The 22,691-nt window shown below is 47.5% G+C and carries 21 protein-coding genes; 5 read left to right on the top strand and 16 right to left on the bottom strand.

Going from position 1 to position 22,691, the window contains the following annotated elements:
- Positions 1 to 87 precede the first annotated feature (87 nt).
- The 10 genes from ACWJJ4_RS09890 to ACWJJ4_RS09845 all read right to left on the bottom strand — a co-directional run bounded on the left by ACWJJ4_RS09890 (position 88) and on the right by ACWJJ4_RS09845 (position 11,767).
- Positions 88 to 1,830: a phospho-sugar mutase gene (locus tag ACWJJ4_RS09890; protein WP_052585599.1), complete on the bottom strand. Its 1,743-nt coding sequence runs from the start codon at positions 1,828 to 1,830 to the stop codon at positions 88 to 90.
- Between the two features lie 139 nt (positions 1,831 to 1,969).
- A complete protein-coding gene (glpD, locus tag ACWJJ4_RS09885) occupies positions 1,970 to 3,637 on the bottom strand; it encodes a glycerol-3-phosphate dehydrogenase (protein WP_003155341.1) in 1,668 nt (555 codons plus the stop codon).
- Positions 3,638 to 3,775: 138 nt separating this feature from the next.
- Positions 3,776 to 5,266, bottom strand: coding sequence for a glycerol kinase GlpK (glpK, locus tag ACWJJ4_RS09880; protein WP_007610291.1), 1,491 nt, complete (start codon positions 5,264 to 5,266; stop codon positions 3,776 to 3,778).
- 16 nt (positions 5,267 to 5,282) lie between these two features.
- Positions 5,283 to 6,110 (bottom strand): MIP/aquaporin family protein, encoded by an 828-nt coding sequence (locus ACWJJ4_RS09875; protein WP_077721989.1) that lies wholly within the window; start codon positions 6,108 to 6,110, stop codon positions 5,283 to 5,285.
- Between the two features lie 172 nt (positions 6,111 to 6,282).
- Positions 6,283 to 6,858, bottom strand: coding sequence for a glycerol-3-phosphate responsive antiterminator (locus ACWJJ4_RS09870; protein WP_025649522.1), 576 nt, complete (start codon positions 6,856 to 6,858; stop codon positions 6,283 to 6,285).
- A gap of 16 nt (positions 6,859 to 6,874) precedes the next feature.
- Positions 6,875 to 8,227 carry an aspartate aminotransferase family protein gene (locus ACWJJ4_RS09865; RefSeq protein ID WP_088005354.1) on the bottom strand — a complete coding sequence of 451 codons (1,353 nt, stop codon included), beginning with the start codon at positions 8,225 to 8,227 and terminating at the stop codon, positions 6,875 to 6,877.
- Between the two features lie 242 nt (positions 8,228 to 8,469).
- The gene (locus tag ACWJJ4_RS09860; RefSeq protein ID WP_003155346.1) at positions 8,470 to 10,008 is read right to left on the bottom strand and encodes a bifunctional GNAT family N-acetyltransferase/carbon-nitrogen hydrolase family protein; all 1,539 of its coding nucleotides are present in this window, start codon (positions 10,006 to 10,008) and stop codon (positions 8,470 to 8,472) included.
- Entirely contained in the window at positions 10,001 to 10,690 is a 690-nt protein-coding gene (locus ACWJJ4_RS09855; RefSeq protein ID WP_003155347.1) for an HAD family hydrolase, read from the bottom strand. Before ACWJJ4_RS09855 ends, ACWJJ4_RS09860 begins: the two co-directional genes overlap by 8 nt.
- A 127-nt stretch (positions 10,691 to 10,817) precedes the next feature.
- Entirely contained in the window at positions 10,818 to 11,240 is a 423-nt protein-coding gene (locus tag ACWJJ4_RS09850; protein WP_063174151.1) for a CBS domain-containing protein, read from the bottom strand.
- Between the two features lie 131 nt (positions 11,241 to 11,371).
- Positions 11,372 to 11,767: a DUF5365 family protein gene (locus ACWJJ4_RS09845; protein WP_007408448.1), complete on the bottom strand. Its 396-nt coding sequence runs from the start codon at positions 11,765 to 11,767 to the stop codon at positions 11,372 to 11,374.
- 109 nt (positions 11,768 to 11,876) lie between these two features.
- On the opposite strand from ACWJJ4_RS09845, the gene ACWJJ4_RS09840 reads away from it, so the two are divergent.
- Complete coding sequence (locus tag ACWJJ4_RS09840; RefSeq protein WP_003155350.1) at positions 11,877 to 12,785, top strand: RluA family pseudouridine synthase; 909 nt, start codon at positions 11,877 to 11,879, stop codon at positions 12,783 to 12,785.
- Here the strand turns inward: ACWJJ4_RS09840 and ACWJJ4_RS09835 are convergent.
- Positions 12,782 to 13,378, bottom strand: coding sequence for a class D sortase (locus ACWJJ4_RS09835; RefSeq protein ID WP_167860013.1), 597 nt, complete (start codon positions 13,376 to 13,378; stop codon positions 12,782 to 12,784). The two genes, ACWJJ4_RS09840 and ACWJJ4_RS09835, sit on opposite strands and share 4 nt — an antisense overlap.
- Entirely contained in the window at positions 13,375 to 15,429 is a 2,055-nt protein-coding gene (locus tag ACWJJ4_RS09830) for a 5'-nucleotidase C-terminal domain-containing protein (protein ID WP_454021627.1), read from the bottom strand. Before ACWJJ4_RS09830 ends, ACWJJ4_RS09835 begins: the two co-directional genes overlap by 4 nt.
- Before the next feature lie 193 nt (positions 15,430 to 15,622).
- Between ACWJJ4_RS09830 and ACWJJ4_RS09825 the strand changes: the two genes are divergently transcribed.
- On the top strand, positions 15,623 to 16,288 hold the full coding sequence (locus ACWJJ4_RS09825; RefSeq protein WP_014304688.1) for a spore coat protein: 666 nt from the start codon (positions 15,623 to 15,625) through the stop codon (positions 16,286 to 16,288).
- On the opposite strand, the gene ACWJJ4_RS09820 is transcribed toward ACWJJ4_RS09825, so the two are convergent.
- Both ACWJJ4_RS09820 and ACWJJ4_RS09815 read right to left on the bottom strand, forming a co-directional pair.
- Entirely contained in the window at positions 16,248 to 17,192 is a 945-nt protein-coding gene (locus tag ACWJJ4_RS09820; protein ID WP_003155360.1) for a hypothetical protein, read from the bottom strand. The genes ACWJJ4_RS09825 and ACWJJ4_RS09820 overlap by 41 nt on opposite strands.
- A 120-nt stretch (positions 17,193 to 17,312) precedes the next feature.
- Positions 17,313 to 17,852: a YhcN/YlaJ family sporulation lipoprotein gene (locus ACWJJ4_RS09815; RefSeq protein ID WP_003155362.1), complete on the bottom strand. Its 540-nt coding sequence runs from the start codon at positions 17,850 to 17,852 to the stop codon at positions 17,313 to 17,315.
- A 144-nt stretch (positions 17,853 to 17,996) separates the two neighbouring features.
- On the opposite strand from ACWJJ4_RS09815, the gene ACWJJ4_RS09810 reads away from it, so the two are divergent.
- A complete protein-coding gene (locus ACWJJ4_RS09810) occupies positions 17,997 to 18,569 on the top strand; it encodes a hypothetical protein (protein WP_454021626.1) in 573 nt (190 codons plus the stop codon).
- A 57-nt stretch (positions 18,570 to 18,626) separates the two neighbouring features.
- Here ACWJJ4_RS09810 and ACWJJ4_RS09805 read toward each other — a convergent pair whose 3' ends face one another.
- Positions 18,627 to 20,018, bottom strand: a complete 1,392-nt coding sequence (locus tag ACWJJ4_RS09805) for an L-cystine transporter (protein ID WP_003155366.1) — start codon at positions 20,016 to 20,018, stop codon at positions 18,627 to 18,629.
- A 151-nt stretch (positions 20,019 to 20,169) separates the two neighbouring features.
- Between ACWJJ4_RS09805 and ACWJJ4_RS09800 the strand changes: the two genes are divergently transcribed.
- Positions 20,170 to 21,249, top strand: coding sequence for a GGDEF domain-containing protein (locus tag ACWJJ4_RS09800; RefSeq protein ID WP_102422636.1), 1,080 nt, complete (start codon positions 20,170 to 20,172; stop codon positions 21,247 to 21,249).
- A 16-nt stretch (positions 21,250 to 21,265) separates the two neighbouring features.
- Here ACWJJ4_RS09800 and ACWJJ4_RS09795 read toward each other — a convergent pair whose 3' ends face one another.
- On the bottom strand, positions 21,266 to 22,096 hold the full coding sequence (locus ACWJJ4_RS09795; RefSeq protein ID WP_454021625.1) for a MetQ/NlpA family ABC transporter substrate-binding protein: 831 nt from the start codon (positions 22,094 to 22,096) through the stop codon (positions 21,266 to 21,268).
- A gap of 382 nt (positions 22,097 to 22,478) precedes the next feature.
- Here ACWJJ4_RS09795 and cspB point away from each other — a divergent pair, with 382 nt between their 5' ends.
- Positions 22,479 to 22,679: a cold shock-like protein CspB gene (gene cspB, locus ACWJJ4_RS09790; protein WP_003155376.1), complete on the top strand. Its 201-nt coding sequence runs from the start codon at positions 22,479 to 22,481 to the stop codon at positions 22,677 to 22,679.
- Positions 22,680 to 22,691 lie beyond the last annotated feature (12 nt).

Genomic DNA, 22,691 nt, shown 5'->3' with positions numbered 1-22,691 from the left:
TCCTTTGTTTTCAGCATGAATTTTCCTCATACTTTCGGATGAGGCGTATAAAAAAACCGCCGGATGTCGCTTCCGGCGGTTTGTTGTTTATTTCGTTTTTTCCACTATGCCATCCACCGTTTTCATGACGGCTTCAGATAATGCGGCAAGACGCTGTTCGCTGTCTTGTAAAGAAGTCCCCTTCACGGCGAAGTAGAACTTCACTTTCGGCTCCGTTCCTGATGGACGAAGGCAGAACCAAGAGCCGTCTTCAAGGAAATATTTCAGGACATTTGACTTCGGCAGATCAATATCTTCTTCATGATGATCGGCAAATACAGTCCGTTTTCCCGTTGAATAGTCTTCAGCCTGCGTGATTTGTTTTCCGGCCATCTGCTTCGGCGGATCGTTTCGGAATGAAGTCAGGATAGCGGAAATCTGCTCTGCTCCCTGTTTTCCTTTTAACGTCAATGACTTCAAGCCTTCACGGTAATATCCGTATTCTTTAAAAATGGACAGCAGCGCGTCATAAAGCGACATGCCCTGCTTTTTATAAAAGGCGCATACCTCGACGGCTAACAGCGCAGCCTGGATCGCGTCTTTGTCACGCGCGAAATCGCCGATTAAGTAGCCGTAGCTTTCTTCATACCCGAACTGGAACGTGTATTGGCCTGATTTTTCATATTCTTTGATCTTTTCACCGATAAATTTGAAGCCTGTCAGCGTGTCAACCGTATCTAATCCGAACGATGAAGCGACAGCGCGGCCCAATTCGCTCGTGACAATCGTTTTCATGACGACACCGTTTTCAGGAAGGGTGCCCTGTTTTTTCTTCTCGGAAAGCAGGTAATGCAATAAAAGCGCGCCTGTCTGGTTTCCCGTCAGCACTGTGTACTTGCCTTCGCTGTTTTTTACGGCAATGCCGAGACGGTCGGCATCCGGGTCCGTAGCGACGAGAATATCGGCATTTTGTTCTTCTCCGAGCTTAATGGCATATTCGAATGCCGCGTGCTCTTCCGGATTCGGCGATTTGACGGTTGAAAAATCCGGGTCCGGCAGCTCTTGCTCCTTTACGACGGTGACGTTTTTGTAACCGAGTGCTTCGAGACCGCGGCGCACCGGTTTATTTGCCGTGCCGTGCAGCGGAGTGAACACGACGCTGACATCCACTTCATCCGAAAGCTCGGGATGTACGGAGATGGAAGTCAGTTTTTCAGTATACGGTTTATCAATTTCTTCACCGATTATTTTAATCAAACCTTTTTCTTTCAGCGACTGTTCATCTTCAACTTGAATCGTTAATTCATTTTCTATGGCATTCACTTCCGCAATGACGATGTCCGCTTCTTTCGGCGGCAGCTGTGCGCCGTCATCGCCATACACTTTATATCCGTTATATTCAGGCGGGTTATGGCTGGCCGTCACGACGATGCCGGCATAAGCGTTCAGCTTTCTCACCGCAAAAGACAGCTCAGGCGTCGGGCGGAGCTCATCAAATACGTATGTTTGAATGCCTTGGGAAGCAAGGGTTTTTGCAGCTTCCATCGCAAACTCAGGAGATTTATGACGGGAGTCGTATGCGATCGCAACCCCTCTTTTTTTCGCGTCTTCCCCCTGTTTCGCGATATACGCCGCAAGTCCGGCGGATGCTTTGCGGACCGTGTAAATGTTCATTCTGTTCGTACCCGGCCCGATTTCTCCTCTCATGCCTCCTGTTCCGAACTCAAGATTTTTGTAGAAAAAATCTTCCAGCAGCTGCTCGTTTCCTTCTGCGTCCGCCAATAATTTTTTCAATTCTGAATCTAATTGTTCGGCCTGATTCCAGCGTTCGTAACTCTTACTCCAACTCATGTTCGTCCTCCTATAATTTCAGCTTATGACCATATTTTAATATGAAGCGGCTGCCCGTGTCACTTGATAACTTAACCAAATGCTTTATGTAAAAAGATAAAAGAAGGGCTCATGCCTTTTCGGCACAGCCCTCCGGTTATTATTGTTCGAGCGGAACAACCGCGTCGTGCAGCAGTGTATTTAACCACTCAGTGTGTTTTTCTTTCGTTTCGTCATTCCATTGGAATCGGTCGCTCATGTAATCAATCACGGCCGTTTTATACGTTTGCACCCATTTGATGTCGAAGAACAGTCTACCCGTTCTGCGGACGAAGAAATCGGCAGGTGTCGCAGCCATTTCTTCTTCGATGCTGTAAGCCGCTTCCGCCAGAATGTGAACCGGAATCTGGCGTTTTTCCGCTTCATCTTTCAGGCCTTCAATCCGGCTGAATACATTTTCAACGTTAGAGCCGTATCTGATGGCTAACTGCTTAGCGGTTTCCTGTGATAAACCGATTTTCAAGCCGTCTTTTGTCTTTGCTTCCACAAATGACTCGAAGTTTTTAGAGCCGCCGACATGTCCGCCGGAAATCGGCATCGTCTTCGTCTTGCAGCCGCCGAAGTCCTGGCCGCCCTCTTCTTTCAAGCGGTCGCGGACAAGATCGACAATGTGCTCAGCCATTTTACGGTAGCCCGTCAGTTTTCCTCCGGCGATCGTAATCAGGCCTGATTGAGATGTCCAGATTTCATCTTTACGGGAGATCTCAGACGGGTCTTTCCCTTCTTCGTGAATAAGCGGTCTGAGGCCGGCCCAGCTTGATTCAATATCGTCCGCCGTAATGTTCAGTTCCGGGAACATATAATTGATGGAGCTGACGACATAATCGCGATCCTGCACCGTCATGCGCGGGTGCTCAAGTTTTTGTTTGTAAACCGTATCGGTCGTACCCACGTATGTTTTTCCTTCACGCGGAATAGCGAACACCATCCGGCCGTCCGGCGTATCAAAGTACACCGCCTGTTTAAGCGGGAATACGGATTGGTCGAATACGAGATGGACCCCTTTTGTGTGCTGGAGATGTTTTCCGCTTTTGCTGTGGTCTTTTTCTCTCAGCTCGTCGACCCACGGACCTGTCGCATTGACGATTTTTTTGGCGTACACTTTGTATTCCTTGCCTGACAGCAGATCTTCAATTAAAACGCCGACAACTTTTCCTTTTTCATAAAGCAGTTCTTTCACTTTAGAATAGTTGACAGGCTCAGCACCGAATTTAACGGCTTCTTTCATGACTTCAATCGTCAGTCTCGCATCGTCCGTCCGGTACTCTACATAATAGCCTCCGCCTTTTAAGCCGTCTTTTTTGACGAGCGGCTCTTTTTGCAGCGTTTCTTTAGCAGACAGCATGCTTCTGCGCTCTGATTTTTTTACTCCCGCTAAATAGTCATACACACGCAGGCCGATGGAAGTAGAGAATGAACCGAACGTGCCGCCTTTATGAAACGGCAGCAGCATCCATTCCGGCGTCGTGACGTGCGGGCCGTTTTCGTACACGATGGCGCGTTCCTTACCGACTTCAGCCACCATTTTGACTTCAAATTGCTTCAGATAACGCAAACCGCCGTGGACAAGCTTTGTGGATCGGCTTGATGTGCCGGCCGCGAAATCCTGCATTTCGCTCAAAGCGACTTTCATTCCCCTTGAAGCAGCGTCAAGCGCCGTACCGGCACCCGTAATACCTCCGCCTATAATAAACAGATCGTATGTTTTTTTAGTCATGTCTTCCAGCATATGATCCCGTTCCAAACTTGAAAATTGGTGATTCATCATTACGCTTCCTCCTTGTTGTCACGGTATAGAAAAAGAGACCACAACAGCCAAAGCGCATGTCATCACTTTGGTGCTGTGGTCTCTCCTCATCTCAGGACCGTTCCTATTAACTTGTTTTCAGTATACCATAATTTTATCTTATTTAAAAGCCATAGCTGCATTTACTGCTTTTTTCCATCCGCCGTACAATTCATCGCGTTTTTCATCTTCCATTTCCGGTTTGAATTGCTTATCAAGGTTCCACTGATCGGCGATTTCAGTGCTGTCCTTCCAGTAGCCGACAGCGATTCCGGCTAAATACGCGGCACCGAGCGCCGTCGTTTCATTAATTTCCGGACGTTCGACCGGCACATCAAGCAAGTCGCTCTGGAACTGCATGAGGAAGTTATTTTTTACCGCTCCGCCGTCTACACGCAATGTTTTTAAAGAGATGCCTGAATCAGCCTCCATGGCATCAAGCACATCTTTCGCCTGATATGCGAGAGATTCAAGCGTGGCACGGATAAAATGCTCCTTCGTCGTTCCGCGTGTCAGGCCGAAAACTGAGCCGCGCACGTCACTGTCCCAGTACGGTGTGCCCAATCCGACGAAAGCGGGCACGACATAAACACCGTCAGCGGAATCCACACGCTCTGCGTATGTCTCGCTTTCTTTCGAATCCTGGAACATCCGCATGCCGTCTCTCAGCCATTGGATGGCAGAACCTGCGACAAAGATGCTTCCTTCCAATGCATACTCGACTTTTCCGTCTAATCCCCAGGCGATTGTCGTCAGAAGGCCGTGATCAGAAGTGATGGCTTTTTCTCCGGTATTCATCAGCATAAAGCAGCCTGTGCCGTATGTGTTTTTCCCCATGCCTTCTTCAAAGCACGCCTGACCGAACAGCGCAGACTGCTGGTCTCCGGCCGCTCCCGCAATCGGAATGTTCTTACCGAAGAAATGATAATCAACCGTTTTCGCGTACACATGAGAAGACGGTTTCACTTCCGGCAGCATTGATTTCGGCACGCCTAAAATATCAAGAAGCTCGTCATCCCATTTTAATTCATGGATATTAAACATCAGCGTTCTTGAAGCGTTGGAATAATCCGTTACGTGCGCCGCGCCTCCGGACATTTTCCAGATGAGCCATGAATCAATCGTTCCGAACAGAAGATTTCCGTTTTCCGCTTTTTCCCGCGCGCCTTCTACATTGTCAAGAATCCATTTGACTTTCGTTCCTGAGAAATAAGGGTCGATCAAAAGTCCCGTTTTTTCTCTGAATGTATCATTATATCCTTTTTCACGAAGCTCTTCGCAAATGCCGGATGTTTGTCTCGATTGCCACACAATCGCATTGTATACCGGCTTTCCGGTATCTTTATCCCATACGACCGTCGTTTCCCTTTGGTTCGTGATGCCGATACCGGCAATTTGATCAGCGCTGATTCCGGACTCGGAAATCACAGTCGCGATAACGGCGAGCACCGATCCCCAGATTTCGTTCGCATTGTGCTCCACCCAGCCCGGCTGAGGGAAATGCTGTGTGAATTCCTTTTGAGCGGAATGCACGATTTTTCCTTCTTTATTAAAAAGAATCGCTCTTGAACTTGTTGTGCCTTGGTCAATTGATAAAATATAGGTCTCCATGATGCCGCTCTCCTTTTTAAATATATTCAGAATTTGATAATGTTTTCTGTGATTGAGATTTCTTGGTATAAATATAGAGTATGAAAAGCACTACAACCATTATAACGCTTACAAACCAAAAGCTAGGTGTCACATTTCCTTTAAACGCGGCATTGTAAAATACGCCGCCGAACGCACCGCCCATGATCGGACCGATTACGGGAATCCAGGCATATTTCCAATTTGACGGCCCTTTTTTCGGGATCGGCAGAAAGGCGTGAGCGATTCTCGGCCCCAGATCCCGCGCAGGGTTGATCGCATATCCGGTCGTCCCTCCAAGAGAAATCCCGATGGCAACGATGAGGAATCCGACAATCAGCGGGTTCAGCCCTTTTGTAAATTCATTCGCTCCGATTGCCAAAATGCCGAGCACAAGCACAAACGTACCAATGACTTCACTTATCATATTCCCAAATGTATGAGGAATACTCGGGCCGGTCGAGAAAACGCCCAGTTTAGCGGCCGGATCATCCGTCGCCTTCCAATGCGGCAGATAATGAAGGTACACAACAACCGCACCGATCATTGCTCCGATCATCTGTCCCGTAATATAAACAGGGACGTCTTTCCAAGGAAAGCTGCCTTCAAGCGCAAGGCCTATCGTTAAAGCCGGATTCAAGTGAGCGCCGCTGATGCTGCCGACGGCATATGCCGCCATGGCTACTCCCAATCCCCAGCCGAATACAATAACAATCCATCCGGATTGGTATGAAAGCGATTTCTTTAAATTGACTCCCGCACAAACGCCGCCGCCGAAAATAACAAGCAGCATTGTACCGATTACTTCTCCCCAAAATGCTGTCATCACCATTCCTCCTAAATGACAAAATAGCAGGTTTGACAGAGTTATAGAGAATAAAAAACCCACAACAAACCGCTTTACGCTTTATTGCTTCCGTAAAGAGCTGTTGTGGGTCTCCGGATCTCCATCACATAGTATTAACCTAGGTCTATTGTAACAATGGGTGTAAGCGGTGTCAATCTTTTTTTGTCATAGAATGTTCATATTTAGCCCATAGTTCGGTGTCTGAAGTCGTCACGGCCGTGGCTCCTGCCTGCAAGGCGTTTTCAACGTCCTGCTCCGTGCGGATAAAGCCGCCGGCAAAAATCGGAATCCCCGTCATTTCTTTAATTTCTCTGATTAAAGTCGGAACGATGCCCGGGAGAACCTCGATAAAGTCAGGCTTATGCTTTCCGACGAATTCCATGCTTTTCTCCATGGCGCTCGTATCCAAGAGAAACAGACGCTGGATCGCGTATATTTTCTTTTGTTTCGCTTTGACGATGACTGATGATCTCGTCGAAATGATGCCCGCGGGCCGGATATCCTGACAAATAAACTCCGCACCGTATTCGTCATGCTTAATGCCGTGAATTAAATCGACGTGAACCATCAGAAGTTTTCCGTGTTTTTTCGCTTCATTCACAACACCTTTTAATTGACCGAGGTGGATATCTAAAATGACGCCGTATAAGAACGGACTCTCTAAAAATGCATCGAATTGCTTCATGTTCCGGATAGCCGGTAGAATCTTCTGGTTGTGAAAACTCATGTTTTACTCCTTTACATTAAAAATCAATGCTCAGCACGCTTTCCTTGACGGTCGAAATGATGAAAGAGAGCTCCTCGTCGGACAGGCAAAAAGGCGGAGACAGCTGAATGACATTATTATATCCCGCTACAGTATCACCATTTTTCCCGACAAGCAGGCCTTTTTCTCTGCACGCGGTGATGACGTGCTGCACAAGAGCGGCATCAGCGGGTTCCTTCGTGATTTTGTCCTTGACGAGCTCAATGCCGGCAAGAAGGCCTTTGCCCCGTACATCGCCGACCGCCGGATGTTCTTTGAGCGGCTCAAGCTCACGGAGCAGCCGTTCTCCAAGCTCCCGGGAACGGGCGATCAGATTTTCGTCCTCCATCAATTGCAGGTTTTTCAAAGCAAGGGCGCAGGCTGCCGGATTGCCTCCGAATGTATTCACGTGCCGGAAGCGGCCGTACGGCTCACCGCCTGAATACGCCTCAAAAATCTCCCGTTTTACTGCCGTTGCCGACAGCGGCAGATAAGCGCTCGTAATGCCTTTTGCCATTGTGACGATGTCCGGTGAAACGCCGTAATGCTGAAATCCGAACGGCTCTCCCGTGCGGCCGAAACCGCAAATGACTTCATCACTGATCAGAAGCGCGCCGTGGCGGCGGCAAATGTCCTCTACCTTTGCCATATACCCGTCCGGAGGCATCAGTATCCCTCCGCCTGTAATAATCGGTTCCATAATAACGCCGGCAATCGTTTCGCTTAACTCCCACGTCATGATCCGGTCGATTTCATGCGCGCTTTCCAATGTGACGGCATCGCCGGGATTCCGATAGAGATCAGGCGGCGCCGCGTGCAAAAAACCTTGTGAGAGCGGCTCATATTTATATTTTCTCTGCGCCTGACCGGTAGCGGCGAGCGCCCCCATCGTATTGCCGTGATAGCCTCTGTACCGGGAGATGAATTTGAAGCGGCTGTGATCGCCGTTTTCAATGTGGTATTGGCGGGCAATTTTGAACGCGGTTTCATTTGCTTCCGATCCGCTGTTGGAAAAGAAGATTACATAATCGCCGCCGAGCCATTCATTCAGTTTTTCCGCAAGCTCAATCGCGGGTTGATGGCTTTGGGTCAGCGGATAATAAGGAAGCTCCTTCAATTGGCTGTAAGCCGCATCGGCAAGCTCCTTTCTCCCGTATCCGATATTGACGCACCACAGTCCTGACATGCCGTCCAAATACCGCCTGCCGTCAATATCCGTAACCCAGGCGCCTTCCCCTTTTTGGACGATTATGCTGTCATCCGGCTCCGCCCCTTTCATCGCGTGCCAAATCAGCTCTTTATCCTTTTGTTTGAGTGACTGATTTTTTTGTACATGTTCCACACCGCTCATCTCCCTTTCAATATCATTGCACTGTATCGAAAGCTGCCCGGCTTCTGACGCCGATTCTCATGGTGAAGTTTTCCTCTTAATAAGAATATAAAGGCGCGGCATGGGCGAGTCAATAAAGCGGCGGCAATTAAAAAAACGCTTTCTCCCAGAAAGCGAAAGGGCTACAAGAGCATATCCCGAAACCGGGGCCGGTGCAAGTGTTTTTATAAAAAAACCCGCCCTTAAGCGGAGCGGGCGCTTTTTTATTTCAGATGCGTAATCCGGTAAATGTCTTTGCGCCGGTCTTTCAGCTGGCGCACGGTTCCGTTTTCACGCTGCCTTCTTAAGATTTCAAGGTCCACATCCCCGATCACGACCATTTCGATATTCGGATTCGTTTCACCGACGATTCCGTCTCTGGCGAATTCAAAATCAGACGGAGCAAAAATGGCTGACTGCGCGTATTGAATATCCATATTTTCTGTTTGCGGCAGGTTTCCGACCGTACCTGAGATGACGGTGTAAATTTGGTTTTCAACCGCTCTCGCCTGAGAGCAGTACCTTACGCGCAAGTAGCCTTGGCGGTCTTCAGTGCAGAACGGCGTAAAGATAATTTTCGCCCCTTGATCCGCGGCAATTCTCGCAAGCTCCGGAAATTCGATATCGTAACAGATCTGAATGGCGATCTTTCCGCAGTCCGTATCAAATACGCGCACCCTGTCTCCGGCGCTGATGCCCCACCATTTCCGCTCATTCGGCGTAATGTGAAGCTTATATTGTTTTTCAATCGTGCCGTCACGTCTGAATAAGTAGGCGATGTTATAAATTTTCCCCTCTTCTTCAACGAAGTGGGAGCCGCCGATGATGTTGACATTATATTTCACCGCGAGATCTGTAAAGAGGCTGATATAGTCCTCGGTATATTCGGTAATCCTCTGAATGGCCAGACTCGGAGAACGCTCCTCGAGAAATGACATGAGCTGCGTCGTGAAAATCTCCGGAAATACCGCGAAATCAGATCTCGCATCTGAAGCCACATCGACATAATATTCAACCTGATTGGCAAATTCCTCGAAGGAGTAAATCTTTTTCATTTCATATTGAATGACGCAGATGCGCACCGGAAATGCCGATTTGTAATAGCGCTTTGACTGCGGCAGATAATCGACATTGTTCCATTCCATTAATGTCGCATATTTAATGGACGCGGTGTCATCCGGGAGATAATTCGGATTAATCCGCATGAGCGTAAATCCGTTCATCAGCTGGAAAGAAAGCACCGGATCATAAATCTGATGGCGCGTCACCTGTTCGACATAGGCTCTCGCCGTCATTTCTTCCGCATACTTATGATAATTCGGAATCCGCCCGCCGATAATGATGCTTTTCAGATTCAATCGTCTCGCCAAGTCTTTTCTCGCCTCATACAGCCGGTGTCCGATTTTCATCCGTCTGTATTCCGGGTGAACCATTACCTCAATCCCGTACAGATTCAATCCGTCCGGGTTGTGGTTCGTGATATAACCGTCGTCTGTAATGTCCTGCCACGTGTGGCGGTCATCATATTCATCGAAATTGATGATCAGGCTTGAGCATGAACCGATAATTTCCCCTTCATACTCGGCGCAAAACTGACCTTCCGGAAAATGAGCGAGATGGCTGATTAAATGCTCAGGCTCCCACGGCTCCATCCCCGGAAAACAATCCTTTTGCAGCTCAATAATTTTGTTGATATCTTTCTCTTCCATATTCCGTATGACCATTTTCTTTTCAAAACGGGTCAGATCAAGTTTCTCAGACAATGCTGCTTCCCCCTGCCGGTTCGTTTTGATCGTTCAATCGCTGTAAGAGTAATTCAAGTTCCATTTCCGCCATCGATTCCAGTCTGTGATCGTATTCTTCAAATAACAGGGCGCTCGTTACCTTATTCGGCACGATGACACATTTCATGCCGGCGCGTTTGGCTGCGATTGAGCCGTTGACCGAATCCTCAAAGGCAAGACATTCAGAAGGTTCAACGCCTAAATGTTCCGCAGCTTTCAGATAGAGTTCCGGATTGGGCTTCACTTCTTCTACGTCGTCAGCCGTCTGAATCACTTCAAATTCATCAAACAGGCCTAATTCCTTCAGATGGCCCGACACCCATTTAAAATCTGAGCTGGAAGCGAGCCCCACCTTTAATCCTAATTCTTTTGCCGCGGCTAAATAAGCCTCCACCCCGGGACGCGCCGTTTCCGTCTTCATCCGCTGTTCGAAGCGCCCGCGCCTGATCGCCGTCAGTTCATCATGATCGAGCTTTCTTCCCAGCTGCTCCTCTAAATATGCGAACGGCTTAAACCCCGCGGCCGTTCCGATCACCTTTCCCCAGACGGATAAAGGCAATGTTGAACCGTGTTCCTCAAACATTTCCTGCAGCACTTCATATTCATGGGTTTCTGTATCTAAAATTAACCCGTCAAAATCAAAGATTAATGCTTTTATCAATGGTTACAGCTCCTTTAGCTAAACGTACTGACCTATGTATACACTATACCGTGAATTTCTTTTGCATTCAAAATGTAACATTCTCACGGAAAGAAGAGCCTGCATGAGTGCAAGCTCTCTTCATCCGTTACTGTGTGTTTTGACTGGAAATATTAGAAAGAGCCGCTCCCGCAGACTCATTTGAACGCTGATCGACCGCTAAGTCTCCAAGCGCAACGATCCCGACCAGATGATTTTGATCGACAATGGGAAGGCGGCGGATTTGGTGTTGGGCCATCAGATGTGACGCCTCTTCAAGACTCATTTCCGGGTTTCCGGATACAACTTGAGAAGACATCACGTGTGAAACAGGTGTTTGGCCGTCGCGGCCTTGAGCCGTTGTTCTCAATGCGATATCACGGTCTGTCAGCATTCCTTTTAATTCCCCTCCGTCAACGACGGGAATTGCTCCGACATTATGCTGGTGCATCAGCTCAGCCGCTTCCTGGATCGTTTGGTTGGGAGAAACGGTAGCCACGTGGGTAGTCATTGATTGTTTGATTGAACTCATTGTAAAGCACCCCTTTCGCATTTTATTATGCTCGGGGATTTGACTCATTATAAAGGGAGTTAGAGGAAAGAAATTGTGGTATCATGTCAAAGGAAGCAAAAAAGAGCCTGTCAAAAGGCTCTTTATACCCGTCAGATCAGCCTTCTGTGACCGCAGGCTTCTGATCCGGCCCCTGTCTCGAAATCATCATAGGTAAAGGGAAAATTCATTCCGCATTCATTCAGCAAAGCGCAATTTTTATCAAACAGCGCCCGCTCTTTGACGTCATATACGGGGTGCGGCTTTGACAGCATGATATGTACCGTTTGCAGACAAGCCATAATTTGAAACGCTTCTTTTAAAGTTCCTTGGTAACGTTGGTTTTGTAAAGACAATACGCCCCTTTTTTTAAAGCGCTGAATTTCCAGTTCGGAGAAATAAAGAGGAAAGACATTTTGAAACAATTCAGAGGAAAGCTCTTGTATCGCGCTTTCTTGTCCGTCAGTCGCTGCGTTCACAATTCTCACATCAATCACCTTTCTTGCCATGTGAATATCCTTAATCTTTATCAAGAATAGCATAGAAAAAAACGCGAAAGCTAAGGTAAGTGTTTCCTATTGAAACAGCCGCTTTCCGCTTGAAAAGGAGCTTTATGATATGAAACAAAATGACCGCGGTCTGGAACTCCTGATTACGGAAAAACACGCCGGACAATGGCTGTTTTCAGTCCTGAAATCTGAATTCCAGGCGTCAAAACCCGTGATAACGGAATGGATGAACCAAAAAAGCATTCAGGTGAATCGGACATCCCCGAAAAATAACATCATACTGAAAACCGGAGACCGCTTATTCATTGATCTTCAGGAAAAAACGGGTTCTTCGGTGATTCCTGAATACGGAGAGCCGGACATTTTATTTGAGGACAGTCATATGCTGATTGCAAATAAGCCGGCGGGAATGCCGACTCATCCAAATGAAGAGGGTCAGACCGGAACCCTCAGCAACCTGATCGCTTACCATTTTCAAATCAACGGCGAACAGGCGAAAGTGCGCCACGTTCACCGTCTTGACCGTGACACGTCAGGCGCGGTCGTTTTTGCGAAACACCGCCTGGCTCATGCAATCCTTGACCGTCAGCTCGAAACCAAAACATTAAAACGCACCTATATCGCCGCGGCGGAAGGAAAAGTCACGCCGAAAAAAGGCACGGTTGACTCGCCGATCGGCCGCGACAGGTCACATTCCGTCAGACGTCGCGTCTCACCCGGCGGACAAGCCGCCGTCACCCATTACAAAGTGAAAGGCTATCATCCCGGTGCGCAGCTTACATTGGCAGAGCTTGAACTGGAAACCGGGAGAACACATCAAATCAGGGTGCATATGGCAAGCATCGGCCATCCTTTGGCGGGCGATGACCTGTACGGCGGAAGCAGGGCGCTGTTTCACAGGCAGGCGCTTCACGCCAAAAAAGTCAGTGTCGTCCATCCGATCTCAGGAGAAGAAATCGTTGCCGAGGCGCCGATGCCGGCTGATCTGGCTCATTTTACCGAAACGTATTTTTCTTAAACCGGGTCGGCATATATAATATATCGTTTCGGCGCATTTCCAATGTAAGAAAACGGATAGCAAGTGGTCAGGATCAATTCCTCCCTCTCGTGTTGAAGGGTGATGACAGACGTATCATCCCGGCTGACGATTTTTGTACGGCTGATTTTATAAGAAAACGTGCCGTAAGACAAAATCACGTTCAGTCTGTCTCCTTTTTTCAGTTCGCCGGTCCGGCGGAACACCGTGTCCCTGTGGCCGGATAACACAATTTGGCCGTGATCGCCAGGATAATAGCTGTCCTTATAATGTCCGACGCCTTTTGCTAAATCATCTGCGTCAGTCCCTTCGACGATCGGGAGCTCAGCGTCAATTTCAGGGATTTCTAAAATGCCGCTTGCCTCACCCGTTTTAGGGTGAAATTCTTTTTTGCGCTGTGCCTGCACAGCGCTTTTTGTTTCGTTCTTTTCCAAGACAGGTTCTGTTGCTTTTTTTGCTTCTTCAAGCGATTGGTTCGTTTTCATATGTGAATCAATGATCTTCCAGCTTCCGTAACATGTGATGATAACACCTGCGATGATGACGAGAAGCGGAATATGTTTCAGTTTGTTCATCGTGTGCGGGCTCCCCTTTTCTTTCTGAAAAGCCAATATACGCCGGCACCCGTGATCACCAGGCCGGCCAATGCCGTCTGATGGCTGCCCGCTGAAGTATCAGGCAATGGGCGGCCTTTTTGTGTGCCGCTTTCAGTCTGTTCTGTACTTTGTTCCGAATTTGCAGCAGACGCCGGACGGGATTCGGGAATTGACTGCACTGTATCGGATGCTGTTTCTTCTGCGACAGGACGTTCAAGTTTTTTGGCTTGATCAGGCTGTTCTGCTGCATCCGGTTTTTTAGCGGGTTTTTCCGCTTGAGGTTTTTCTCCTTTATCAGGCCCGGTGCCGCCCGGTGTTTCCCCGCTTCCCGGCTGATTGCCGGTGTCATCAGGTGTTTCGGCGGCTGATGCCGTGCGGATGCGGCCGTCGGTTTGATAAGAAATCGGTGCGGAAAAGCTTTTGACATAGTCTACTGTCGCTTCCAAATCCTCAGGCCCCGTCACCGGATTCTTGCCGAGTTTCCCGATCGGACCGTATTTTGCCCCCGCCGCTGTCGCCATAAATTGATTGACTGTTACTGTATATCCTTTTTCGGGCTGTATGTCTGTGCCGTCCGCCATCTTCATATCCACCGCTTGTCCGGTTTCCGGGTTCCATGTATAGGAAAATCCGCTGATGCTGTAATCCGGTCCGTACACCGGAGATATTTGCGCGTTGATGATCTCCCGCAAATCTTTTCCTTTGATTTCAAGCTTCGTCAGCACATTGCCGAACGGCTGTACATTATATAGGTCTCCCCATGTGATCGTCCCTTTTTTTATGCCGTCCCGGATGCCTCCCCCATTCATAAGCGCAAAATCGGATTTCATCTTCGCTTTCATACCGTCGGCAATCAGATTTCCGAGCGCCGTGTCGCCGTCATTTGAATACCCGCCCGTTATATCATGGGCCGCTTCCCCGACCGCTTCGCTGATAATCGGTTTCACTTTCTCTTCATATTTGCTTAATATGCCTGCCGCATCCGGATCAGGCTTGATTTTACTTTGATCGATATATTGGATTTCCGCTGATTTTTTCACGATATCCTTCGATTCTTTATCTAGTTCGAGATCGGCGATTCCGATTGCTTTTCCGTATTCAAATGCCTGCACGATCAGCTTGCCGTTGATTTCTCCGTTTACGACTTTATGATTGTGCGCGGCGAAAATCACGTCAATCTCTGAGTCTGTTCCGCTTGCAAGCTTTGCGGATTCTCCCGTGATGGCTGAGCCATTTTGTTCAGCAGACATATGGGCGAGCACGGCGATTGCTTTAATTCCTTTTTTCTTCAGGTCAGCGGCGGCGTCATTGACGGCCTTTACCTCATCCGTAAACGTAATATTTTTAATTCCGTCCGGAATGACCATGCCCGCGGCCGATCTGGTTACAACCCCGATAAATGCGACCGGAATTCCGGAAACGTATTTGATTTCATACGGCGGCAGAAAGGACTCCCCTGACTTCAATTTACAGTTGGCGCAGACGAGCGGGAAATTTTGGCCGTCATAACCGCTTGTCCCCTTACCGTCCGGATGATCTCCTCCATTGATGATCCGTTTAAGCTCATTCGTTCCTTCATCGAATTCGTGATTGCCGACAGTTCCGACATCAAAACCGATGTCTTCCATCAGTTCTACTGTCGGTTCATCCTGAAAAAGGGCTGACACGGGAGAGCTGCCCCCGATCATATCGCCCGCATGCACGACAAAGGCGTGTTCTTTCTCGGCTTTCGCCTTTTTAATGTACGCGGCGGCGTAGTCCATCCGTCCGAAAGTGCCATCCGGTTTACCGTCTCCGTTAAGGTCAAGCTCATATTGCTGATCAATTTTTCCGTGCAGATCATTCATGCTGATGATTCTGAGCGGGACACGGCCTGAGTCTTCAGTCTGCCGTTCTTTATACGCTTTATCCGTTCCAGCTTCATTCAGTGATCCGGCTTGCCCGATTGCTTCCGCATCTTTCACGCTGAACATCATAAAACAAACCGTCAGCAAACAGCACGAAAGACGCAAACCCCTTTTTTTCTTCATTCATTTCCCCCCTTGTCTTCTAAGAAATACGTTAGCTTATTTTCTTAAGAATCACATCACTTTTTTGTAAAGATTGTCTTCGCTGGCGCAAAATAGTAAATAATCCCCATGTAACGAAATATGTCTTGATGTATAACGGATCGGCTTTTTTCACATCTTAAATGTGATTTGACATGAAGGAGGAAAACAACCAGTGGAACAGCAGCAGAATCAGCAGCAGCCGCCAGTAAATCAGGGGATTCCGGGTTCACCGCAAGTGAATCACGGAGGACATGAGCTTTTCGATATGCATGAAGTGCTGGCCGGAACAGTCGGCGTTTTGGATCAATTTATGATGCTCAGACAGTTTATTCAGGATCAGCAGCTGGCCGACATTCTTGACCGCCAGTATCAATTCATTCTCGGACTCTATAATCTGACGGCAGAATGCTTTAAGACCGGCCAAAAACCTTCTCAGGAAACGTCGACATATATGATGGAGGAACAGAACCAGGCCGTCTACGGTATAAAACCGACTCAGCCGAAAAAACCGAATCAATCATTAAATGATGTCAAAGATCTCGGAATAAGCGGCCATATGCTCGGCCTGATTAAAGCTCAAGCTTCTCTCTTGACGATGAGCTCGCTTGAAATGACCAATCCCGTCACAAGAAGAGTGCTCTCCGCCCAAATTCAGCAATATGTCGAAATGGCGTATGAAATCTTTTTATACCAAAACAAACACGGTTATTATCAGGTTCCTCAGCTCAATGCACAAGATATGCAGACCATGCTGAATTCATTTGCGCCGGCGCAGGGACAGCCGCAAATGCCTCCGATTAAAGGACAAATGGGACAGCAGCAGCAAAACCTCCATTAATGAAAAAAACGGCGTTGGAAACCTGACTCTCCAATGCCGTTTTCTTTTTTTCATATGCTTTTGTGAAATCATGTTCAAATTGTTTCAGACTTTCTTTCGTAGCTGCTTCAAAGCCTTTTTCAAAATCCTGTGTTTCGGCGGTTTTATTGATAATGGTTAAGATAATGCCTTCTCCGAATGTTTCGGTTAAATCCTTTATCATATAGAAACTTTGCAAATAAACATCCGTTTCATATTCCATACGCGATTTCTGCCATTTTCGGTCGGTCGTTAATTGATCAAACGGCACGACGGAAAATGCAATCGGATCAATGACCACATCATAATGCGCAACCCACTCGCTCAGCCCCTCATGAAACCAAAGCGGAAATACAGACGTATCCGTCCCCAATTGCCGCGTTTTTTGATGAAACGCGTAGTGTGTATATTCATGTATAATCAATTGCTTATACATGAAAACGGCCAGCTCATCTTTTTTCAAAAGCTGTTTTTTCTCTTCAGGCAAAAGCCCCATCATCTGCTCCTGCTCTGAATAAAAACCGACTACATTTTTCAATCCTGAGTATTGCTCCATTTCAGCTTCATCTGAAAAGAAAATGAGTTCAAGAGGCGCCGCTCCTTTATAGCCGACAATGATTTGGTTGATACGCTTTGCGTGGTCCAGCGTAAGCTTGGTCAGATCCAAGAGCGGCTTTTCATCCGCCGTATAGTAAATCGCTGTATGTTTGTAAATTTCTTTATTCATGTGTTCAGTCACTTGTTCCTTCGTCGGAACAGAGCGGCTGTTTTGGCCTGACAGGACGTACATCATACTTACTGAAACGGCTGAACTGACAGCCAATATGACAAGGACTCCGCACAGGATCAGAGTGAATGCCGCCCGTTTCCCCATGCCGTCACGCAAACAAGCTCCCCTCCCCGATCCTTTAATTTTCATCTCATTCTTTACTTTATGCTCAGGAGCGCTGGGTCGTGACGGCAGATAAAATAAAAAAGCCGCAGCAAATGCGGCTTTTCCATTCATTTATTTATTGGGGTTTGGGAATACACGCTGCACCATTTGGCCGAATTCATCAAACAGTCCGGATACCGGATGGCCGTTTTGGATTCGTTTTCCGTAGCCTTGCATACGTTCAACGAAGTCCGGGTTCGCTGATACATATACAGTCCGGACATGTTTATCGGCTGATTTCACCTTATCGGTAATCTTATTTTTCAAATGGTTGGCGATGGCGCCTTTTTGTCCGTTTGTCAGAACAACGGCTACATAAGCGCTGTTTCCGGCAACGATCACAGTCGCATTTTTAACTTCTTTTAAATCAGTCACCTTGTCGGCGGCTTTATCAGCCACTCTCAGGTTACGGTTGTCATTGTGATCGGTGTTTTGGTTATGACGGTTCACTGTATTCATATTTGTCGCACCGTCGTTAGGTGTGTTGCGGTAATTTACATTCTGGGTGCGGTTGTCATTTCGTTTTCCTTCTCCCTGGTTCCCCATGCTGCACCCTGCGGTAATCAGCATCGGCAGAAGAAGGGCAGAAATAACTGCTTGTTTTTTTATCATGTGAATTCCTCCTTTCTCACTTTACGTATAGGTTTTTCTATTCGGCGGGATTTATGCACGCCGTTTGCATTCTGAGCGGTTTGGATAAATATCAGAAGGATAGGGAAAGGTAAGCGTAATCAATTGAATGAGGAGGGATTTAACTTGTTCAGACAAAAAAGCGGCATCAGCCCGACAGCGCTGCTGATCGGATCATCGATTCTGATTGCAGCTTTATCACCCGAATTCCGCCGGAAAATCTCCGGAATGGTTTCAGGCCGAATGCAGCATAAAGATGGTACACACTCCATGCAGCCTGCTGACCTGATTCAACAGGCTTTCAGCGGGGAATCCGGCGGACAGCAGCACACGGACAAAGCACGGCATTCACAAACCGGCTCCATGCAGCCTGCTGAGCTGATCAAACAGGCTTTCGGCGGGGAATCCGGCGGACAGCAGCACACGGACAAAGCACGGCATTCACAAACCGGCTCCATGCAGCCTGCCGAGCTGATCAAACAGGCTTTCGGCGGGGAATCCGGCGGACAGCAGCATGAGCAGACTTCCCGCAACCACTCCGGCTCATCCCATACGGACGGACAGGCAGACCGCAGTAAAAAAACTTCGCCGAAGCCTCACTATACCGAGCCGATTCACTTCGAAGAAAGCGCGGTGAATGTTTTAAATGACAGCACCGTGATGAATATGCTGGAAGAAATTGAACCCGGAAATCATTAGAAACAAAAAAATCCTTCATTCGTTCAACGTTGAAGGATTTTTTCGTTTTAGCGCTACTTAAGCTTCTTCAGCTTCAATGACGATTGAGGAATCATTGTACACCGCGGTATCGGTTTCCTTCGTCATTTTACTTGTTAACAGCCCTGCGGTCATACTGCCGCTGACATTTAAGGCGGTGCGCCCCATGTCAATTAACGGCTCAATTGAAATGAGCAGCCCGGCAAGCGCGACAGGCATGTTCAAAGCGGATAGGACGAGCAGAGCCGCAAATGTCGCGCCGCCTCCCACGCCTGCTACACCGAATGAACTGATTGCCACGATGGCGATGACGGAGATGATAAATCCCGGTTCAAACGGGTTTTGCCCTACTGTCGGCGCAATCATCATCGCGAGCATCGCCGGGTAAATGCCGGCACAGCCGTTTTGACCGATCGATAAACCGAATGAACCGGCGAAGTTCGCAATTCCTTCCGGGACGCCCATGCTTTTTTGCGTTTTAATATTAAGCGGCAAAGCCCCTGCGCTTGAACGGGACGTAAACGCAAACACCATGACAGGAAATGCTTTTTTCACGTATGTGATCGGATTTAAACCGCTGAACGTAATCAGCAGCAAGTGAATGATAAACATGACGATAAGCGCGGCGTATGAAGCGATCACAAACATCCCCAGTTTCGCAATGCTGTCGATGTCGCTTGTCGCGATCGTCTTTGTCATAATCGCCAATACCCCGTAAGGCGTCAGTCTTAAAATTAATGTCACGACGCGCATAATAATCGCGTATACCGCATCGACAATTCCGCTGAATGTCGCAGCGTGCTCCGGCTGCTTCCGTTTCACGCCCAGAAAAGCGATGCCGAGGAAAGCGGCAAAAATAACGACTCCGATGGTGGAAGTCGGTCTGGCTCCCGTGAAATCAAGAAACGGATTTCCCGGCAGAAGCTCAACAATTTGCTGAGGCAGCGTTTTGGCCGTCATATCCTCAGATTTTTGCTGCAGCTCCTGGCCTCTTGATAACTCGGTGCTTCCCTGGTCGATATGAACGGCTTTCAAATCAAAGGAAAGCGCCGAAACAATTCCGACTGCCGCGGCAATTGCTGTCGTGGCGATCAAAATTCCGATGATCAGTCCGCTGATTTTCCCGATGTTATGGGTCAGTTTCAGCTTCGTAAATGCGCCGAGAATAGAAATAAAGACTAGCGGCATGACGATCATCTGAAGCAATTTGACATAACCGCCGCCGGCGATATTAAACCAATCAGCCGTTTGTGTCACGATATGTGAAGCCGGCCCGTAAATCAATTGCAGTGCAAAACCGAATACAATGCCTAGTCCGAGCGCGGTAAAGACACGTTTAGAAAAGGAAACGTGTTTTTTTTGCATGACAAACAGACCTGCTATAAGCAAAAGCATAATAAAAACATGTAAGACTACAAATAAATTCTCCAAAACAGGTAAACACTCCCTTGCTCATTATCCTTTAACACTATATTATATCAATTCCGATCGGTCAAGTAAGGATTGACAATATATGTATTTTTATTGATTTTTCTCTTTTCTTTCCACCCTTTCTCTAGTAACTTATATAAGGGTGATTGTTATGCTGAAGGAACTGTTTCTTAATTTAACGATTTTAATCACATTTAATTATCTGTTCACCCTTCTTTTTAAAGAGTCGCTTTCGTATAAAGAAGACCGTCCGATGTTTCAATTACTGAAGGGAACGGTCTGCGGGCTTTTAGGGGTTTTTCTGATTGTTTTCGGCTTTTCTTACTCCGATTCCATCATTGATCTCAGAAATATCCCCATTATCATCGCCGCTCTTTACGGAGGCTGGGTGTCTACAGCATCCGCCTTTGCGATTATCGTCGCAGGCCGTATCCTGATCAATTTCAATGCAAGCGCCATTTTTTCCATCGCCGCAGTCGGGGTTATTGCGATACTTTCGGCAGCCGTCCTCAGAGGAAAAAAGCCGGATCACAAAAAGGCGTTCGTTATGCTGCTTTTTTCAAATGTTATTTTCACCTTGACGCTGCTGTTTCTTATGCCTGAACAGCCTGCCGGGGCCCTCGTTTATTATTGGCTCATTTCCATCTTGGGCGGAATGCTGTCACTGTATATCATCAAACACGAAGCCGATGCCCGCGTTTTGTTCAAGCAATACAAGTTTCAAGCGAATTATGATTTTCTGACGGGGATTTTTAATAAGAGAAAATTCGAGGACGTCTCGCGCGTTCTGTACGATCGGGCGTCTCAATCCCCCTCGTCTCAGCTCGCGCTTATTTATTTGGATATTGATCACTTTAAGCAGATCAATGATCAATACGGCCATTATGAAGGGGACCAAGTGCTTAAGGAACTGGGGGCGCGCCTGAGGTTCTTACTCAGCAGTTCTCATACGTCAGCCCGCATCGGCGGGGAAGAATTTGCCGTGCTTATGCCCAATTGCACGTATACAAAAGGGCTTCACCTTGCAGAGGAAATCAGGCACACGATTGACGCGAACCCGATTCTGCTGACGAGCGGAGATACAATTCCCGTGACCGTTTCCCTCGGCATCGCGCATTATCCGACAAATACACCGGATCCTCAGACATTGCCCCTGATCGCGGACCGGATGCTGTACAAAGCGAAAACATCAGGGCGCAATCAAGTGTGCAGCACTGAAAAAAAAGAATGATCGCCCGAAGAGGAAATCATTCTTTCTTTTCAGTGAGAAAGCCGCCCCTCAGGAAAACGGGAATCAGGCTGCCCTCATATTCTTTTTCAATCAACGCCGCGGTATCGTCTGATTGATACAAAGACAGGAGTTTTTGCATCCGTTCATCATCTTTATCCTCAGCTTTGACGGCGATCAGATGAATATACGCTTCCTTCATTTGCGCCGATCGGATCAGCGCGTCCTTCTCCGCATGAAATCCTGCTTTTTTCGCCTCGCTTTGACTGAGAACTGCTGCGTCAGCATGTTCCGCCGCCTGATAGGCGTTCTTTTTTGTTTCCGTTTTTAAGGTCAGATGCTTCGGGTTGTCCTTGATCATATCCGTTGACCCCGTACCGCTGAATCCCTTTTTCAATGTAATCAGTCCGGCCTCCTGCATGAGAAAAAGCGCCCTGCCGAAGGCCGCCGCTTCATCAGGCACGGCAATGACCGCTCCGTCCGGTATATCCTTCAGCCGTTTATGCTGCTTGGAATACACCCCCAGCGATGCCGCATATGTCGTTCCTAAAGGAGCCAGCTTCTTTTTCACATGAGGCGGCAAAGATTTAAAATTAGTAACGGATTGAAACGCATTGGCGTGGAGATCCCCGCCGGCAAGTGCCAAATCGGCCTCGGCATAATCCGAAAACGTTACCAAAGAAAGCCGCAATCCTTCCTCACCGGCTTTTTTCGCGACAAACTCCCAGATCGATTGATCAGATTCATTGATTCCGATAGTAATGGTCCGGTTCCCATCAGGATAATGGCATGAAGTAAGTGACATGATCAAAATGAAAAGAAACAGACTGTTTATAAGCCGCAGATTCAAGTTGACCTACTCCCTATCTATTTTTATGTACAGAAGCTGCACCATGGTATTCGGGCTCATGATTACATACAATACCGATTAAAAAAAGGGTTGTCAATTGCTTCCTTAAGAGGCTGCAATGCGGTTTTTATCAGCTGAAAATGGGCCGTTCTGGTCTCAAATCAGATTTCCGTATCAGAGCATTTTCCTCTTAAAACATGTTATTTCGAAAAAAGTTACATTTAGCAGTTGTTTTTTCTTCGGATTGCTGGTAGAGTAAAGGTAATTATTTTTGTTCGAACTATCTTTAAGAAGAAAGTTTTGTAAGAGTTTTCGTCTTGGAAGTTTGTTTTAGAGCAAGAATAGTGAATTTAAGCGTTATGTCGCTTTAGGAGGAAATTTCATGTTAGAAGGTAAAGTAAAATGGTTCAACTCTGAAAAAGGATTCGGATTCATCGAAGTAGAAGGTCAAGACGATGTATTCGTTCACTTCTCTGCTATTCAAGGCGAAGGCTTCAAAACTTTAGAAGAAGGCCAATCTGTTTCTTTCGAAATCGTTGAAGGAAACCGCGGACCACAAGCTGCTAACGTAACAAAAGCATAAATTGTTTTAAAA

It is taken from the genome of Bacillus sp. JK62 (genome assembly GCF_053663455.1).
This window is presented reverse-complemented; position numbering and strand designations above follow the sequence as displayed.